Genomic DNA, 17,291 nt, shown 5'->3' with positions numbered 1-17,291 from the left:
GCGGCGCCCCGCCCCGGGCCTCTCGCAGCCCACGGGCGAAGCCCGGTTCTTCACCCCGGGGTGTACCAGATCGGCGAGGTATACGCGCGCTCGGTGGTGATCATCGGCACCTCCTCGGGCATCTCGACGCCGAAACGCTTGGCCTCGTAGGCGGTCCAGCGCGGCGTCGGGATCTCGATCACCCGCGCGTAGTAGAAGGCGGGCTGAGTGGCGTCGAACTCCGGGTCCTGCCACGCGGCGATCAGCTCGGGCGCACCGATGGTGTTGGTCCAGCTTGCGTTTGCCACGTCGACGGTATTGCCCACGTCCGGCAGCTTGCCGCTGTCGTCGGGCGACCGATCGCCCGACCAGGCCACATCGAAGACCTTCTCGTGGGTTTCGCCCTCGGCGTCGAGCCAGCCCTTCACGATCTGGATGCGATCGAGGTTTCCCGAGATCGGGTCCTTCAGCGCGGCGACGAGGAAGCTTGGCGCGGTGCCCTCGGGCGCGGCCGCCAGGTCCCCTCCCATCGGCACCCCCTTGGCGTAGCCTGCGTCCGCCGGCAGCCGGCTGATGGTGTCGGCCTCGGTGAAATCATAGCCGCCGAAAAACCGCACGGTCATGCGCGAGCCGGTGGTGGCATAGGTCTCCTTGCGCATCATCGCGTCGAAGATCGCGGCGCGGGTGTTCTCGCTGGCCCAGACCGCGCCGAGGCCGCCGGCCGCCTGTTTCCATCCGTAGATGTTGAGCGCCGGGTCCGGCGCCTCGATCACCAGGTGCTCCCAGCGGTGCGGTTCCGGCTCGACGCCCGAGTGCTTGCCGAAGAAGTTGTCCTCCTGTGCCGTGGCCATGCCGGTGTGCGAGTCCGTGGCCCCGACCATGCCGAACTTGAAGGGATTCACCCCAATCTCGCGCTCGATGGCCAGCCCCCGCTTCAGCGCCTCGCGCGCGTATTCCCCGGCCAGCATGTCGGGTGTCTTCACCTCCGTGCCGTTGAGGTTCGCCGCGTCCCAGGTGTCGTGATCGGCAAACTCGTCATCCGGGCTGAGGAAGGGGTGCGCCTCGCCGTCGCCCTTGATCTGGGTCGGCTCGTAGAGCGGCTCGAAGCGCGCGCGCATCTGCGCGATCTCCTCGGTGAGCGCCGAGCCATCATAGGCATTCAGCGAGAACATCCGCCCGTTCGACAGGTTGCCGTTGTGCGGAATGGCCAGAACCTCGGCGCCGCTGCGCGCCTCGTAGTCGTCGAGATATGTCCAGAGGTCCTCCGGGTTCTTGCTGTCGTATTGCGAGAACGGCCGGGTCTGGTTCGCCCGCGTGGCATCATCGCGGAACAGCACGTTGCGATGCAGGTTGTTGGCGCCCTCGGTGGTGTATTCGTAGCCGATGATCGCCGAGAAAACCCCCGGCTCATTGTAGCGCTCGGCCAGCGCCGTGTAGGCCTCCCAGGCGTGCTTGATCGCCTTTGGGTTGTCGATCGGCGGCGTTTCTCCGGACAGCGAGGCGACGATCTCCATGGCGGTATCAAAGGCCCGCTGCGCGTCTCCGGCGGTCAGCGCCTCGTACCAGATCCGCCCCTGTTCGGTGGCAAGGACCTGCGCATCCCCGGACAGCAATTGCGGCATCAGCCCGTACATCTCGGCATGGTCCGAAATCACCAGCCAGTCGAGCGGACGCGACAGCTTCGCGCGCAGCCCGTGGGTGGTGGTGACCTCTTCGCCACGGGCAAAGCGGTAGGCGTCCTCCTGCGACAAGCGTGTCATCGTGCCGGCGTCGACCGAGACCATCGTGTGCAGATGCGAGTCTCCCCAGAGCGGCACCTGAGGAAAATTCCGGCCCGCGTAGGGCGAGAAGCCGTCGGGAGCCAGCACGACCTCGGTGTCCTGCTGTTCGGTGGAATATTCCTGCGCCGTGGCAGGCTGCAGACAAAACGCAAGACCGCAGGCGCCGAACGTCACGGCAGCGCGAATGAATAAAGTATTTCCTGAATTCAAGAATATCGGCATTGGACCTCTCTCCCCAAAGGTTGGCGTGAAAATGCCGCACCAAAAACCCGACATGCCACAGCCTAGCATGTTTCGCGTTCATGCGCTGAAGTGAATATGTCTCCTCCGCGCCGTCCCGGCCGGGATCTCCGAAGCCGTCGCATCGCGGTCTCGTGCATCTCCGCGTATCTCGATACCGGGAATGGAGGCGGCACCGGAAAGCCAGTCTTGCGCCCCCGGCAGGCGCTCCCACGGCCCACGGGCTGCGCCCGGCACACCCGTGCCTACGGCGCACTGTTGGGTCGCCGGGAGTCTCCGCGCTTTCGGCCCCGGAGATCGCGGGCAAGCCTCGGTATATGGCCGAGGGCCCATTTCGTGGACCCTCTGCGCGTGCACCGCAGGGAAACGGAAAGTCCGGATGGTTCGTGATGACAAGCGATGACACGATGGGCACAAATCATGGCGATCAGAGAGTCATCCGCGTTTTCGCTGCGGGCGGTCCTGTGTGGCGCGGCACCCAAGCCCCCCGACTTCTGAAAAGCGCCGTCGCGCATCGCGACTCGCTCTGCGATCAAGGCCGAAGTGAACCCGAACGAAACACCGGGACTCCTGATCGCCGGTGTGCCCACTCTCCGGCGCTTCGCGTAATCTTGCGGCCCACCGAGCCATCTTGGCACTTGGCAGACCCTTCGGCTCTGCACACTCCAGCACGCATGTCGGCAATCCCTGTCTGCGAGCCTGGGCGCAGAGAGAGGCCTACGCGCCGGCCTCGGCAATCATGACCCACTTCTCTCCACCGGAAGCGCGAGCTGGGGCGCAGGCGGTTTTCTCCACCTGCTCAAAGCTACTCTTGCCGCAAGGGTCGTACCTCAGGACTCCCCCGAAACCGACGGCATTCAGCGCCATTGGCCGCATTTCATGCATGTTCTTGGGGGTGAAAAATTTTTTTCCGACAAGGCCAGTTTCGCCTTGTGGCCCCCATGTTTCCTTGGCTATACGCGTCGGCGGAGACGTGGCCGAGTGGTCGAAGGCGCTCCCCTGCTAAGGGAGTAGGCGGGAAACCGTCTCGAGGGTTCGAATCCCTTCGTCTCCGCCACTAGGCGCTGATTTATCAAGAACGGAAATCAGGCCCTTCAGGTCTATCAGACACAGGATTATCCACCCGAGGATGCCCGTCATCGAGGCGGCTGAAGCACGCCGGTCACGATGCGCAGACCGACGTTTTTCCGGTGCCTTCCTGCATTCAAGAGACCGCAAGCTATCCTGGGAGCACGGATGACCCGCCGCCCCTGCCAGTTGCACGACTTCGCATCGGCCTTCTCCCCAAGCGCCCGGACAGACACTGAGGAAGCGCCGGTTCAGCGGCTCACCCCGCGTCCTGACGTGGAACGTCGCCAGCACAGCCCGGCAGGCTCAGCCAACGCGCTTTGGTCGCGCAACGTTTCCCCACAAACCGCGGCACCTGTGCCCCCTCCCGTTGCCCGCCCGCAGCTGTCCGCTTGACCCTGTCAGTGGGTTTGACCGCAGCCCACCTGGTTGCTATCAGACGAACAACCGTTGGGGTGCCTCGTGGAGGCTGAGAGGCGTGATCGCGCTAACCCATCGAACCTGATCCGGGCAATTCCGGCGTAGGGAACGGTCTTCAGTTTCGGAACGTTTTCCATGCCCGGTGCCCTTGTCTTTGGAGGAGCAGCCGTTGGCACATATCGCATTGACCATAGCCGGATCCGACAGTGGCGGCGGGGCCGGCATCCAGGCGGATCTCAAGACAATGTCCGCACTCGGGGTCTACGGCGCCAGTGTCATCACCGCCGTGACCGCGCAGAATACCCGGGCCGTTTCCGCCGTTCATGCCATCCCGCATTACGTCATTGCAGCGCAGATCGGCGCCGTCCTGAGCGACCTCGACGTGCGCGCCATCAAGATCGGCATGCTGGCGACACGGGAAATCATCGACTGCGTCACCCGCGCGATCGCGGGGTTCTCCGGTGCCATCGTCCTCGATCCGGTGATGATTGCGAAGTCCGGCGATGCGCTGCTCGCCCCCGATGCCATTTCGGCACTGCGGGAAACACTCCTTCCCCGCGCAACCCTCGTCACGCCGAACCTGCCCGAGGCCGCCGCACTGCTGGCAGCGCCCGAGGCGAAAACCTCCGAGGAGATGATCGATCAAGGCAAGGCCCTCTGCGCCGCCGGCGCCAAGGCGGTTCTGATGAAGGGCGGCCATGCAGAGAGCGATCTCTGCGAGGATCTGCTCATCTCGGGAGGCGAGGTTCGGGCCCGCTTCTCTGCCCACCGCCAGTACACGCGCAACACCCATGGCACCGGTTGCACCTTGTCCTCGGCCCTCGCCGCGGGCCTCGCCAAAGGGATGCGCCTCGAAGAGGCTGCCGCCGAGGCGCATCGCTACGTCCAGAAGGCCATCGCGGCAGCCGATACGCTGGACATCGGACAGGGGCGCGGTCCGCTTCACCACTTCCACCATTTCTGGGGCTGAACGCGGTGTTTTCGATTGTCGGCTCCGGCGTTGCGGGACTTGCGGTCGCCAGCGAACTCGCCTCCCGGGGGGCCGAGCTCCAGGTTTTCGACCCAGCCGGTCCTCCCGGCCCGCACGGGTGTTCGTGGTGGGCCGGTGGCATGCTGGCGCCGTGGTGCGAGTATGAGAATGCCGAAGAGCCGGTCTTGCGGCTTGGCCAGCAGGCCGCCGCATGGTGGCAGGAGCGCACCGCGGTCGAGCGCCGCGGCACGCTTGTCGTCGCCGCACGGCGCGACCTGCCCGACCTGCGCCGTTTTGCGCGGCGCACCGAGGGTTTTCGCGAAGTCGGGGCGGAACTGGCCTCGCTCGAGCCAGACCTGCACGGCTTCTCACGCGGCCTCTTCTTCGAGGACGAGGCGCATCTGGACCCCCGCAAGGCTCTGGCGGATCTTCATGCCGGACTGGTCGCGCGCGGCGTCCGCTTTCACCACACCGAGGCGCCCGCCAATCTGCCCAATGTCATCGACTGCCGTGGCCTCGGCGCGCGCGACACCCTGCGCGATCTGCGCGGGGTGAAGGGCGAAATGCTGGTGATCCGCTGCCCGGATGTCACGCTCACCCGCCCGGTGCGCCTGCTGCACCCGCGCATCCCGCTCTACATCGTGCCGCGCGGGAACGGCGTCTACATGCTGGGCGCGACGATGATCGAAAGCGAAGACCGCCGCCGGATCACCGCGCGCTCGATGCTGGAGCTGCTCAGCGCCGCCTATGCCCTGAGCCCCGCCTTCGGCGAGGCCGAGATACTGGAAGTCGGCGTCGACCTGCGCCCGGCCTTCCCCAACAACCTGCCCCGCATCCGCCGGATCGGCGGCCGCATCTATGCCAACGGGCTTTACCGGTACGGCTACCTGCTGGCCCCGGCGCTGGCGCGCGGCGTGGCCGATCTTGCCCTGCACAACATTCGTACGGAGATGGTCGATGAAGATCGTGATTAACGGCGAGCCCCGCGAGGTGACCGCGACAACCCTTGCCGGCCTGCTGGAGGAGCGCGGACTGCCCGGACGCGTCGCGACGGCCGTGAACGAGGGCTTTGTCCCTGCCACGCTTCGCGCCTCGCACGTCCTGCGCGACGGCGATCGTGTCGAAATTCTCGCCCCGATGCAGGGAGGATGACCATGAAGCTCTTCTACGGCACCGCGCTGCCCAACCCGCTGATGCTGGGCACCGCGCAATACCCCAGCCCTGCCATCCTCGAACAAGCCTTCCGGACAAGCGGTGCCGGGGTGGCGACGGTGTCGCTGCGCCGCGAGGGGGCCGAGGGCGCGGGCGCCGCCTTCTGGAAGATGATCCAGGACCTCGGCGTCCTCGTCCTGCCCAATACCGCCGGCTGCCACACGGTGAAAGAAGCGGTCACCACCGCGCATATGGCGCGCGAGGTCTTCGGCACGCGCTGGATCAAGCTCGAGCTGATCGGCCACACCGACAGCCTGCAGCCGGATGTCTTCCAACTGGTCGAGGCCGCGAAGATCCTCACCGATGACGGCTTCCAGGTATTTCCCTACACCACCGACGATTTGATCGTTGCGGAGCGTCTTCTGGCCGCGGGCTGCGAGGTGCTGATGCCCTGGGGGGCACCGATCGGATCGGGCCGCGGGCTGAGCAACACCTATGCGCTGCGGGCGATGCGGGCCGAGTTCCCCGAGGTGCCGCTGGTGATCGATGCCGGAATCGGGCTGCCGAGCCATGCGGCGCAGGCAATGGAGCTGGGCTATGACGCCGTGCTGCTCAACACCGCCGTCGCCCGCGCCGGCGATCCGGTTGCCATGGCCCGCGCCATGATGCGCGCGATCGAGGCGGGCCGGCTGGCCTATCAGGCCGACCCGATAGAGGCGCGCGACATGGCCGAGGCCTCGACCCCGGTGATCGGAAAGGCGTTCCTGTCATGAGCCTCGACCGGTTCTACCCGATCTTCGACCATTCGGACTGGCTGCGGCGCATGCTGCCGCTCGGTGTCCGGCTGGTGCAGCTGCGCATCAAGGACCAGCCACCCGAGGCCGTCCGTGAACAGATCGCCCTCTCGCGCGACCTCTGCCGCGCGCATGGCGCGGTGCTGGTGGTCAACGACTACTGGCAGGAAGCCATCGAGCTCGGCTGCCCCTGGCTGCACCTTGGTCAGGAAGATCTCGACAGCGCCGATCTCGGGGCCATCCGACGGGCCGGGATCAAACTGGGCGTCTCGACCCATGACGATGACGAGTTGGAGCGCGTGCTGGCGATGGACCCGGATTATGTCGCGCTCGGCCCGGTCTACCCGACGATCCTGAAGAAGATGAAATGGCATCAGCAGGGTCTGCCGCGCGTCACCGAATGGAAGGCGCGCGTCGGGGCAACGCCGCTGGTTGCCATCGGCGGCATGTCGATCGAGCGCGCAGCGGCAGTGTTTGCAGCCGGGGCCGACATCGTCTCGGCGGTCACCGACATCACGCTGAACGCGGACCCCGAAGCGCGGCTGCGCCAATGGCTCAGGGTGACGCGATGAACCGCTATGCCCGCCAGACCGCCCTGCCCGAGGTCGGCGAGAGAGGCCAGCGGCGCCTTGCGGCAGCCCGCGTTCTCGTGGTCGGCGCCGGCGGTCTCGGCGCCCCCGTGCTGCCGCTGCTGGCCGGGGCTGGCGTGGGCCGGATCACCATCGTCGACGGCGACGTGGTGAGCCTGTCCAACCTGCACCGCCAGACCCTGTTCACCCAGGCCGACTGCGACCAGCCCAAGGCGCAGGTCGCCGCGGAGCGCTGCCGCGCGATCAACCCCGGGATCGACGTGGACGCTGTGCCGGACCGCCTCACCCCTGCAACGGCGCCGGGGCCCGTCAGCAGCGCCGATCTCGTCCTCGACTGCGCCGATAGCTACGCGGTCAGCTACATGCTGAGCGACCTGTGCCTCGCCGCAGGCGTGCCACTGATCACCGCCTCGGCGCTCGGTCTCGGCGGCTATGTCGCTGGCGTCTGCGGCGGGGCGCCCTCGCTGCGGGCGGTATTTCCCGATGCGCCCGAAAACGGTGCCAGCTGCGCGACCGCGGGGGTGCTGGGCCCGGTCGTCGGCACGGTCGGCGCCATGCAGGCGCAGATGGCGCTGAACCTTCTGCTGGGGCTTACGCCCTCCCCCCTTGGTCTGCTGGTGCGCTACGACGGGCTCTGGCTGCGGGCGACGAGCTTCCGCTTCGACGGTGCGGCGGAGCCCGAAGGTGGCTTCCGCTTTCTCGCAGCGGCACAGCTTTGCAGCGAAGATCACATCGTCGACCTGCGCCCGGACGGTGCGTTGCTGCATCCGCAGGCAATACGGCGGGCGTCAGCAGCCGAGGTCGCGACCCACCTGCCCGCCTCTGGCACCCGGCTCGCGCTGTGCTGCGCCACCGGCCTGCGCGCCTGGCGCGCGGCGGAACGGATCGCGGAAACCTGGCGCGGCGAGATCGTTCTCGTCGCCGCCTCTGCCTCGTGACGACCGCGGCCCAGCCCCGTCCATCCAACACCTGCTCGCTTACGCCACAGATGGCCAGCCATTAGCAGACGATGTGAAATACCCTTGGAGGCGACGCATCGAGGCGCACCCGCACAATCGGTTCGGCACCGCATGTCCCCGTGCAGGATCGAGCAAGTGCCGTGGGCCGGCGTGATCCTCTCACGCCTAGCGGGCCGCGGTAGCCGAAAGCTTGGCGCCCACTGGCCTAGCAAGGCTCCACCTACGCAGCGCAGTCGGTCGGTCGCAGGCCCGATGCCGGCTCAACCGCGTCGTCCGCCGCTCGAGGTCAACAGATCCCAAGCGACAAGGCCTATGGTCAGGATCGCCACCACGATCAGGTCGGGGCTGGGGACCTTGACGATCAGGATCAGCACGAAGCCGCTGAAGGCAAGGAAGGCGATGAGCGCGAGAAGTCGGTTCATGTCAGTCTCCTGTGTCGGGTGTCACCGATCGGCCCAGGCATAGAGCCAGCAGGCGGAGCGCATCAGGCGGGCGTCGTTGCCGGGCGCTGCGACCAGTTGCACCCCCATGGGCATGCCGTTCTCGGCGGTCAGCAACGGAACCGTCACGGCAGGCGTTCCGCAGAAGGTCCAGAGCCCATTGAAAACCGGATCGCCCGTCGAGCTCAGCCCCTCCGGTGCCGGACCCGGCGCGGCGGGGCAAAGGATCGCGTCGCAGCGCTCGAAGACCGCCGCGAGTCCGGCGGTCAGAACGCCCCTCCAGTCCAGCGCCGCAAGGTAGTCGCGGGCGCGGATCTCATCACCCTCGGCCAGCGCCTCGCGCGTCCGCGCGCCCAGCAGCTCAGCCCCGTCACGCCCGTAGCGATGCAGGTTGCGCGACATCTCGGCAAGGTTGACACATTTGCGCTGCGCCGCGGCCACCTCGAAGGCCTCGGGGAGGCTGACCTCGAAGACCTGATCGCCAAGCGCAGCGGCAAGCTCCGCGAACCCCGCATGCAGCTGCGGGTCCGCCTGATCCCAGCCCGGCGGCTTGACCAGTGCGAAGACCGGGGCAAAGGGCGGCGTCGAAAGGGCCGTCTCCAGCAGCCGCGGCGGCGGCGCCAGGGCTGTCGCGGGGTCGGACGGATCGAAGCCGTAGAGCGTCTCTGCCAGCATCGCCGCGCCCGCGGGATCACGCGCAAAGACGCCGACCGTGTCGAGCGATTGCGATTGCCTCAGCACCCCGCGCCGCGGAATCGCGCCGAAGCTCGGCTTGAAACCGGTCACCCCGCAGAAGGACGCCGGCCGGATCACCGAACCGCCGGTCTGGGTGCCGATCGCCAGCGGCACCATACCGTCTGCCACCGCCGCGGCCGAGCCGGAGGACGACCCACCCGGCGTATGGCCCGGGTTGTGCGGATTGCGCGTCACCGCGGGGTCCATGAAGGCAAGCTCGGTGGTCACCGTCTTGCCCATAACCACCGCCCCGGCCTGCCGCAGGCGCTCGACGACGAAGGCATCCTGCAGCGGCACGCGCCCCGCATCCACCGCGCTGCCGTTCTCGGTCGGGATGCGCGCGGTGTCGATGATGTCCTTCACGCCGACCGGCAGCCCGTGCAGCGGGCCGATCGGCTTGCCCGACGCGCGATGCGCATCGAGATGCCGCGCCTGTGCCCGCACGAAGTCTGCGTCGAACCAGGCCCAGGCCCGGATCTCTGCATCCCGCGCCTCGATCCGCGCGATGCAGGCTTCCGCCAGTGCAAGCGCCGAAAGCGCACCCGAGGCAAGCCGGTCGCGCAACTCCACCGCGCCGAGTTCCACCACGGGGCCCAGCGCGCCGAGCGCCTGTCTTGCAAGGTCAACTGCCATAGAACATCTCCGGTAGGTAGAAGACGATCTGCGGGAACAGATACATCAGGATCATCGAGATGATGACACAGGCGAGGAAGGGCATCACCCCCGCAAAGATCTGCGTCAGCCGCACCTCCGGGGGCGCAATCCCCTTGAGATAATAGGCCGACATGGCCATCGGTGGCGTCAGGAAGCTGGTCTGCAGGTTGAGCGCCACGAGAATGCCGAAGAACAGCGGGTCGATCTCGAAGAACTGCAGCAGCGGCAGGAAGATCGGCACGAAGATGATGATGATCTCTGACCATTCCAGCGGCCAGCCAAGCAGGAAGATGATCACCTGCGCCATGATCAGGAACTGGATCGGCGTGAGGTTCATGCCCTGCACGAACTCCGAGATCACGTGCTCGCCACCGAGATAGGAGAAGACCGCCGAAAAAGTGTAGGAGCCGACGAAGAGCCAGCACACCATCGCCGTGGTGCGCACCGTCAGGTAGACGCTTTCGCGCAATCGCTGCCAGGTCATCGCCCGGTAGATCACCGCCAGGAAGATGCCTCCCAAGGCGCCGATCGAGGCCGCCTCGGTCGGCGTGGCCAGCCCGAAGAGGATCGAGCCGAGCACCGCGAGGATCAGGAAGGCCAGTGGCAGGAACGACGTGATGATCATCCAGAGCAGCCGTCCCGCCGGTACATCGGGCACCTCGTCGGCGGTAGGCCGCGGCGCGGCAGAGGGCTGCAGGATCGAGCGTCCCATGACGTAGACCAGGTAGAGCCCGACCAGCGTCAGCCCCGGCAAGAGCGCCCCGGCGTAGAGCCGCACGATCGAGACGTTCGAGGCCGCGGCATAGACGATCAGCATGATCGACGGCGGGATCAGGATACCGAGCGTGCCGCCCGCACAGATGATGCCGCTGGCGAAGGACGGGTTGTAGCGTGCCTTAAGCATGGCCGGCAGCGCCAGCAGACCCATCAGCGTGACCACCGCGCCGACGATGCCGGTGGCCGTGGCAAACAGCGCGCAGGTGATCAGCGCCGCGACCCCCATCGAGCCGGGGATGTTCTTGGAGGCGATGTTCAGCGTGGAGAACAGCCGGTCAACGATATTGGCCCGCTCGACGATGTAGCCCATGAACAGGAACAGCGGCACCGCTGTCAGCACCTCGTTCGACATCACGGTGAAGGTCTGATTGACGAAAAGGTCGAATATTCGGTTGTTGAAGAAGCCTTCGAACCAGGTGCTCCACTGGTCCCAACTGCCCGCGGTCTCGTCGAGCCGGTCGAAGGCCCGCCACATCCGGCGCGCATCGAAGTAGGCGTAGTATCCAAAGCCGATGCCCATGGCCATCAGGGTGAAGGCGATGGGAAAGCCGAGGAACACGAAGCAGATGAACAGCCCCAGCATCATCAGGGCGATTTGCGGGTCGGTCATATGTGGTTGTCCTTCTCGGCCGCGCTGGCCTGTTGCATCAGCAGATCCTCGGTCTCCTGCACGTCCTCCTCGGCCTCGATCCATGCGTTGGTGCGGATGGCGATGATGCAGCGCAGGACCTGCGCGATTCCCTGGACGAAGAGCAGGATGCCGGCGACGACGATGACCGTCTTGAACTGGTAGATCGGCACGCCCGCCGGGCTGTTCACCGAGACCTCGCCGTATTGCCAGGAGCGCGCGGCGTATTTCCAACCGGCGAAGATCAGTGCCAGCACGCCGGGAAAGAAGAAGAGCACGTAAAGCACCAAGTCCACCGCTCCCTGCGTGCGCGGCGACCAGAGCCGGTAGAGAAAGTCGCCCCGGACGTGCCCGCCGCGCGAGAGCGTGTAGGCGCCGCCCATCATGAACAGCGTGCCGTACATGATGAACGATACGTCCAGAGCCCAAGCCGTCGGGCTGTTCAGCACGTAGCGTACGAAGACCTCGTAGCCGGTGCCCACGGACATGAGAATGATCAGCCAGGCGAACGCCTTGCCGAACCAGGCCGACAGGTTGTCGGCAAAACGGATGAACCCGATCATGTGGCCCCCTTCACGGTTCTTGGCGGCCCCGCCATGCTTTGCCGGGGCCGCCACCTTGCGCTTCGCTGCCGATCAGAGCTTAAGCTTGCCCGGGAAATAGTGTTCGTAGGCAAGCGCGTAGTCAGGCGCGTTCATCAGCTCGTAGAAGGTGACCTGCTCGACCCAGGCGCGCTGGCTGTCGAGGCATTTCTTCATGAAGGGGTCCTGCTCGAGCTCGGGGATCAGCCCGTCCCACGCTTTAATCTGCGCGTCCAGGATGTCCTTCGAGGTGCGGTGCACCGTAACCCCGGCCTCGTCCTGCAGCCACTTGAGGTCCGCCGAGTAGCGCCGCATCGCCTTTGCGGTGTTGGCGGTGGACACGGCTTCGACCGAATGCACCAGGATCGCCCGCAGGTCGGGTTCGAGGTCCTCCATCGTCAGCTTGTTGAAAAGGAACTCGAAGCTTTCCGACGCCTGGTGATAGGACGACAGGTAGTAGTTCTTGGCCACGTCCTGCGCGCCGAAGTCCTTGTCCGACGAGGGGTTGTTGAACTCGAAGGCGTCGATCACGCCGCGCTCCATCGCCGGCACGATCTCGCCGCCCGGCAGCTGCGCCACGGACATGCCCATGGATTGCAGCAGGTCGGCGGCAAGGCCCACGGTCCGGTACTTGAAGCCGTTCAGGTCAGCGGCGGTATTCACCTCACCCTTGAACCAGCCAAAGGGCTGGGCGAACATCGGGAAGCCGAGATAGCCCTCGACATCGAGCCCCATGATGTCCTGCGTCAGCTCGCGGTAGAGCTCCGCGCCGCCGCCCTCGTAGAACCAGCTGAGCATGGTCGTGGCCGAGCCGCCGAACACCGGGCCGGTGCCGAAGAGCGAGGCGGCCTTGTTCTTGCCGTACCAGTAGACCGGCACCGAATGCGCCGCGTCGAGCAGCCCGTCGTTGACCGCGTCGAGCACCTGGAAGGCGGCAACCACGGCGCCCGCGGGCAGTAGGTCGATCTTCAGCCGGCCGCCCGACATCGCCTCGACCCGGTCGACGTAATCCTGTGCGAACTCCTGCCAGATGTTCGAGGCGGACCAGGAGGTCTGCATCTTCAGTACAAGCGGGGCCTGTGCAAGCACGGCCGGTGCGGCCAGCGTGCCGCCTGCGAGCGTGCCTCCGGCCAGCGCCGATCTCTTCAAAAAGGATCTGCGGCCGATCTTCGTGGAATCCGTCATCGTCATTCCTCCCTAGATGACATGTCTTGATCAGGTTCGCGGCGCGGGGCCCTGCCCCTGACCGCGCGACTTGGGCGTCATGATCGGACGCCCGCCGCTCGCCGCCACCGCCTCCGGTCCTCCTGGTCCATCCTCCTCCTCAAGAGTGGACCATGGGGGCAGTGCCGCGTCTTTCCTGTGCTATTGCGTGTTCCGTTTCCTCCTGTTCCGCTTCCGAACCGCCGAGGCGCGCGACATGGCGCGCCGCCTCACGGCAATGCCTTTTCGCGCGACGTCAGGGACTACCCTCCCGGACGAGCACGAAGTCGAACTCGGACCGCCATTGCGCCTCGCCGCCCTCCGCTGCGACGAAATTCGCAATCAGCGATTGCTTCACGCCGAAGACCGCATCCGACAACAAATACGCATCTCGGGCAACAAACGTGTGCGTCACCACGGTCTCGAAGCCCTCGGCGGCGACGATGAAGTGCATGTGCGCCGGGCGGTATGGGTGGCGCCCGAGCTGGCCAAGCAGCTGGCCCACCGGGCCGTCGTCCGGGATCGGATAGGACACCGGACGGATGCCATGAAACCAGTAGCGCCCGTCCGCGCCGGTGGTGAAGACGCCGCGATTGTTGAACGCGGGCTGAACGCCGGGCTGCTGGACGTCGTAGAAGCCGTCCTCGTTATCGCACCAGACATCGAGCGTCGCCCCGGCAACCGGATTGCCGTCGAGATCCAGCACCCTGCCTTCGAAGAGGCACCGCTCCCCACCGCCAGCCAGAGAGATGTCCGCCCCCATCTCGTAGCGTGGTGCCCCGTCGACGTGGAACGGCCCCAGCACCGTGTTCTCGGTCGCGCCCGGCGGGCGCCGATTGTTGATCGCATCAACGAGCATCGAGGCCCCCAGCACGTCGGATAGTAGGATGTATTCCTGCCGCGTGTCGTCGCAGATCTGGCCGGTACGGGTCAGAAATCCGATCGCCTGTTCCCATTCCGCCTGAGTGAGTTCCACGTCCTTGATGAAAGCGTGCAGGTGGCGCACCAGCGCCGCCATCACCTCGGCAAGCCGCGCGTCGGCCCCCGGGCCGATCCGGGCATTGACCGTCTCGGCCGAGCCCTCTTCCGAGAAATAGCCCGGCAAGCCTCTGTCCATCATCTGGTGCCTCCCTGTTCCGCCACCATCCGCGCGGAGCCGCGCGACCCGATCTGCGCATCCCAAGCCTTCCTCATTCCTTCGCCTCCTTCTCGATCGGGCTCCGGGCTCGGCGCGGCCGGAACTCCGCCCACAACAGGAGCACGACGATCGCCACCGTCAGCGCGAGGATCCCGCCGCTGATCGGGCGCTCGACGAAGGTCATCAGATCGCCCCGGGACAGCATGAGTGAGCGCCGGAAGTTCTGCTCCAGCAGCGGGCCGAGGACGAGGCCGAGCAGCAGCGGCGCGGTCGGAAATCCGAAGCGCCGCATCACGTAGCCGCCGAGACCAAAGAGCGTCGAGACCACTACGTCGAAGACCGAGTTTCGGATCGAGAAGACCCCGACGCAGATGAAGACGAGGATCGCCGGATAGAGCACCGCATAGGGAATGCGCAGGATACGGACCCAGACCCCGATGAGTGGCAGGTTGAGAAACAGCAGGAGGATGTTGCCGATGAGGAAGCTCGCGATCAGCCCCCAGAACAGGTCCGGGTGGTCGCGGATCAACTGCGGCCCCGGCACGATCCCATGGATGATCAACGCACCGAGCATGATCGCGACGATGGCATCGCCCGGAATGCCGAGGCTCAGCGTCGGCACAAAGGCAGTCTGCGCGGCGGAATTGTTGGCCGACTCCGGCGCCACGATGCCCTCGATCGCGCCCTTGCCGAAGCGCTCGGGCGTCGGCGAGGTCCGCTTCTCCACCGCGTAGGCGACGAAGGTCGACAGCGCCGCACCGGTGCCGGGCAGGATGCCGAGGATCGCCCCGATCGAACTGCCGCGCAGCGCCGGCCCCAAAGAGCTGCGCGCCTCACGCGCGGTGGGCAGCATGTCACGCATCCGGATCCGCCCGACCCGGGCCTCGCGCCTGCCGATCCGCCCGACGTTCGCCAGCACCTCGGCGATCCCGAAAAGCCCGGTTGTCACCACCACGAGGTTCACCCCGTCGGCCAGCGACAGCATGCCGAAGGTCATGCGGTTGACCCCGGAATTGGGATCGGTGCCCACCATGGCGATCAGCAGGCCAAGCAGCGCCATGGCCAGCGACCGTCCCTTGGAGGCATTGCCGACCATCGCCGCGGCCAGCAGCCCCAGCACGATGAGCGCGGCGTATTCCGGTGACCCGAAGCTCAGGGCCACCCGCGCGAGAAACGGCGTGAAGGAGGCGACGATCACCAGTCCGAAGATGCCGCCGAAGAAGGATGACATGGTGGCGGTGAACAGCGCGACACCCGCCCTGCCCGACTTCGCCAGCGGATTGCCGTCGAGACAGGTGACCGCAGCGCCCGCCGTCCCCGGCAGGTTCAGCAGGATCGCGGCGGTGGAGCCGCCGTACATCGAGCCGTAGTAGATCCCCGCGAGCATCACGATGGCGTCGGTCTGCGGCACGTAGAAGGTCAGCGGCAGCAGCATCCCCACCGTCGCCAGCGGCCCCAGCCCCGGCAGGACGCCGATGAACATGCCCACCGTGACGCCAAGCGCGCAGTAGCCGAGCGTCGACAGGCTAAGGACAACCGACAGGCCGAGCGCGATATTCTCTGCAAAGGCCATCGCTCTACCAGGTCACCAGCTCGAGCGGCAGCTTGAGAAGGACGACGAAGACCAGCGCACAGAAGCCAGCCACCAGCGCGGCCAGCGCCCCAACCTGCCAGACCCGCAGGCTTCCGTCCGCCAGTGAGGCAAGGACCACGCAGGCAAGGATGCCCGGCACCGCGCCCGCCATCGGCGTGACGACGGCGAAGGCCAGCAGCCCCGCGGTGACGAAGATCAGCACGCGATAGGGCGGCGGGCCGTCGTCGATGACCTCCTCCCGTTGCGGCGCGAGCCCCTCCAGCGCGATGAGCACGCCCGCGAGCACGACGAGCAGGCTGACGATCAGCGGGAAGGCCCCGGGACCGATATTGCGCAACTCGCCCAGCCGGTAGTCCAGCGCCATGAAGGCCCCGGCCGAGCCGAGCGCCACCACGGCGACCGCCGTCCAAGCGTCGCGCCGATTGATGGCTGCGAGCTTCCTGAACACGTTTCCTCCCTTTGAGAGCGATGCTCGAGGCTGGGCGGCATTCTGTCAAATGCTTTCTTGTTCACATATGTAAACTATTCATATATCTGTTTACAGCCTTTCAGTCATGTGGCTATCAAACTCGAGAGAGTTCACTGGGAGGAGAACGATCGATGACACTTCGCAACACAGCCGCGGCTCTTGGCCTGGCCCTGACAAGCGCCGGGGCTGTTTGGGCAGAGGACTGGCCGGACCGGGCCGTCGACATGATCGTCGCCTATGGTGCCGGGGGCGGCACCGACACCATCGCCCGACAGCTTGCCGAGCCACTTTCGGACATCCTCGGCCAGCCTGTCGTGGTGAAGAATCTCGCCGGCGCGGGGGGCACCATCGGAGCGGCGGCGGCTGCGGGGGCCGATCCGGATGGCTACACGCTCTACATGATGGCGGCCGGACACACTGTCGCCGCCGCCATGTACAAGGAGCTGCCCTACGACCCCGGCGAGGATTTCGTCGGCGTCTCGGGGATCGCAACGATGCCGCTGGTGCTGATCGCCCGGCCCGACGCCGAGATCGACAACATCGAGGAGCTGGTGACGACCGCCAAGGCCGATCCGGGCGGGCTGACCATCGCCTCGGTCGGCATCGGGTCGACGCAGCATCTCACCGCGGCGCTGATTGCCTCCGAGCTCGGCATCGAGCTGCTGGAAATCCCCTACGCCAAGACCCCCGAGGGGCTGGCTGCGGTGATGTCGGGCGAGGTCGATTTCATGGTCGAGGTGGCCTCCACCGTGATTGGGCAGATCGGGTCGGGCGACCTCAAGGGCATCGGCGTCACCTCGCCCGAGCCGCATCCGGCGATCCCCGAGGTCGGCACATTCGCAAGCGCGGGCTACGACCTCGATGTATCCACCTGGTATGGCGTCGCGGCCCCCGCGGGCACCGACGAGGCGATTCTGAGCGCAGCCAGCGCCGCCGTCGCCGAGGCTGTCGGCTCCGAGACTTTTGCCACCTCGCTCGGGGAACGCGGCTTCATCCTCTCGCCCTCCTCGCCCGAGGCCTTCACCCAGAAATTCCGCGACGCCATCGGCGTCTGGCAGAAGGTCCGCGAAGACGCGGGGATCGAACAGAACTGACGCCAAGCGAGACCCATCAAGCGCG

16 protein-coding genes, 1 tRNA gene and 1 riboswitch are annotated in these 17,291 nt (G+C 66.5%); of the genes, 8 read left to right on the top strand and 9 right to left on the bottom strand.

Going from position 1 to position 17,291, the window contains the following annotated elements:
* Window positions 1-50 precede the first annotated feature (50 nt).
* A complete protein-coding gene (locus tag BM397_RS22850) occupies window positions 51-1,847 on the bottom strand; it encodes a DUF3604 domain-containing protein (RefSeq protein WP_245696195.1) in 1,797 nt (598 codons plus the stop codon).
* Between the two features lie 1,120 nt (window positions 1,848-2,967).
* On the opposite strand from BM397_RS22850, the gene BM397_RS22845 reads away from it, so the two are divergent.
* The 7 genes from BM397_RS22845 to BM397_RS22815 all read left to right on the top strand — a co-directional run bounded on the left by BM397_RS22845 (window position 2,968) and on the right by BM397_RS22815 (window position 7,932).
* Window positions 2,968-3,057, top strand: a tRNA-Ser gene (locus BM397_RS22845).
* A 452-nt stretch (window positions 3,058-3,509) separates the two neighbouring features.
* Window positions 3,510-3,613: riboswitch (TPP riboswitch) on the top strand.
* A gap of 44 nt (window positions 3,614-3,657) precedes the next feature.
* Window positions 3,658-4,458 carry a bifunctional hydroxymethylpyrimidine kinase/phosphomethylpyrimidine kinase gene (gene thiD / locus BM397_RS22840; protein WP_092429151.1) on the top strand — a complete coding sequence of 267 codons (801 nt, stop codon included), beginning with the start codon at window positions 3,658-3,660 and terminating at the stop codon, window positions 4,456-4,458.
* The gene (locus tag BM397_RS22835; protein WP_092429239.1) at window positions 4,455-5,432 is read left to right on the top strand and encodes an FAD-dependent oxidoreductase; all 978 of its coding nucleotides are present in this window, start codon (window positions 4,455-4,457) and stop codon (window positions 5,430-5,432) included. The genes thiD and BM397_RS22835 overlap by 4 nt, the downstream gene beginning before the upstream one ends.
* Window positions 5,416-5,610 carry a sulfur carrier protein ThiS gene (gene thiS / locus BM397_RS22830; RefSeq protein WP_092429153.1) on the top strand — a complete coding sequence of 65 codons (195 nt, stop codon included), beginning with the start codon at window positions 5,416-5,418 and terminating at the stop codon, window positions 5,608-5,610. The genes BM397_RS22835 and thiS overlap by 17 nt, the downstream gene beginning before the upstream one ends.
* A gap of 2 nt (window positions 5,611-5,612) precedes the next feature.
* Entirely contained in the window at window positions 5,613-6,383 is a 771-nt protein-coding gene (locus tag BM397_RS22825) for a thiazole synthase (RefSeq protein ID WP_092429155.1), read from the top strand.
* Window positions 6,380-6,976: a thiamine phosphate synthase gene (locus tag BM397_RS22820; RefSeq protein WP_092429157.1), complete on the top strand. Its 597-nt coding sequence runs from the start codon at window positions 6,380-6,382 to the stop codon at window positions 6,974-6,976. Before BM397_RS22825 ends, BM397_RS22820 begins: the two co-directional genes overlap by 4 nt.
* Entirely contained in the window at window positions 6,973-7,932 is a 960-nt protein-coding gene (locus BM397_RS22815; protein WP_092429159.1) for a HesA/MoeB/ThiF family protein, read from the top strand. Before BM397_RS22820 ends, BM397_RS22815 begins: the two co-directional genes overlap by 4 nt.
* A 281-nt stretch (window positions 7,933-8,213) precedes the next feature.
* Here BM397_RS22815 and BM397_RS29395 read toward each other — a convergent pair whose 3' ends face one another.
* The 8 genes from BM397_RS29395 to BM397_RS22780 all read right to left on the bottom strand — a co-directional run bounded on the left by BM397_RS29395 (window position 8,214) and on the right by BM397_RS22780 (window position 16,151).
* The gene (locus BM397_RS29395; protein ID WP_176806813.1) at window positions 8,214-8,375 is read right to left on the bottom strand and encodes a hypothetical protein; all 162 of its coding nucleotides are present in this window, start codon (window positions 8,373-8,375) and stop codon (window positions 8,214-8,216) included.
* Between the two features lie 21 nt (window positions 8,376-8,396).
* A complete protein-coding gene (locus tag BM397_RS22810; RefSeq protein WP_092429161.1) occupies window positions 8,397-9,761 on the bottom strand; it encodes an amidase in 1,365 nt (454 codons plus the stop codon).
* Window positions 9,751-11,169, bottom strand: a complete 1,419-nt coding sequence (locus BM397_RS22805) for a TRAP transporter large permease (RefSeq protein WP_092429163.1) — start codon at window positions 11,167-11,169, stop codon at window positions 9,751-9,753. Before BM397_RS22805 ends, BM397_RS22810 begins: the two co-directional genes overlap by 11 nt.
* Entirely contained in the window at window positions 11,166-11,750 is a 585-nt protein-coding gene (locus tag BM397_RS22800) for a TRAP transporter small permease subunit (RefSeq protein ID WP_092429165.1), read from the bottom strand. The genes BM397_RS22805 and BM397_RS22800 overlap by 4 nt, the downstream gene beginning before the upstream one ends.
* A gap of 72 nt (window positions 11,751-11,822) precedes the next feature.
* Window positions 11,823-12,953, bottom strand: a complete 1,131-nt coding sequence (locus tag BM397_RS22795; protein ID WP_092429167.1) for a TRAP transporter substrate-binding protein — start codon at window positions 12,951-12,953, stop codon at window positions 11,823-11,825.
* 274 nt (window positions 12,954-13,227) lie between these two features.
* Window positions 13,228-14,091: an intradiol ring-cleavage dioxygenase gene (locus tag BM397_RS22790; protein WP_218124913.1), complete on the bottom strand. Its 864-nt coding sequence runs from the start codon at window positions 14,089-14,091 to the stop codon at window positions 13,228-13,230.
* A gap of 70 nt (window positions 14,092-14,161) precedes the next feature.
* Entirely contained in the window at window positions 14,162-15,682 is a 1,521-nt protein-coding gene (locus tag BM397_RS22785; RefSeq protein ID WP_092429169.1) for a tripartite tricarboxylate transporter permease, read from the bottom strand.
* Window positions 15,683-15,686: 4 nt separating this feature from the next.
* Window positions 15,687-16,151: a tripartite tricarboxylate transporter TctB family protein gene (locus tag BM397_RS22780; RefSeq protein WP_092429171.1), complete on the bottom strand. Its 465-nt coding sequence runs from the start codon at window positions 16,149-16,151 to the stop codon at window positions 15,687-15,689.
* A gap of 152 nt (window positions 16,152-16,303) precedes the next feature.
* Between BM397_RS22780 and BM397_RS22775 the strand changes: the two genes are divergently transcribed.
* A complete protein-coding gene (locus BM397_RS22775; RefSeq protein WP_092429173.1) occupies window positions 16,304-17,266 on the top strand; it encodes a Bug family tripartite tricarboxylate transporter substrate binding protein in 963 nt (320 codons plus the stop codon).
* Window positions 17,267-17,291 lie beyond the last annotated feature (25 nt).

Source organism: Alloyangia pacifica, from assembly GCF_900116195.1.
GTDB classification, from domain to species: Bacteria; Pseudomonadota; Alphaproteobacteria; order Rhodobacterales; family Rhodobacteraceae; genus Salipiger; species Salipiger pacificus.
Note: the sequence above shows the minus strand (reverse complement) of the source record. Positions and strands in the feature narration are given on the sequence as shown.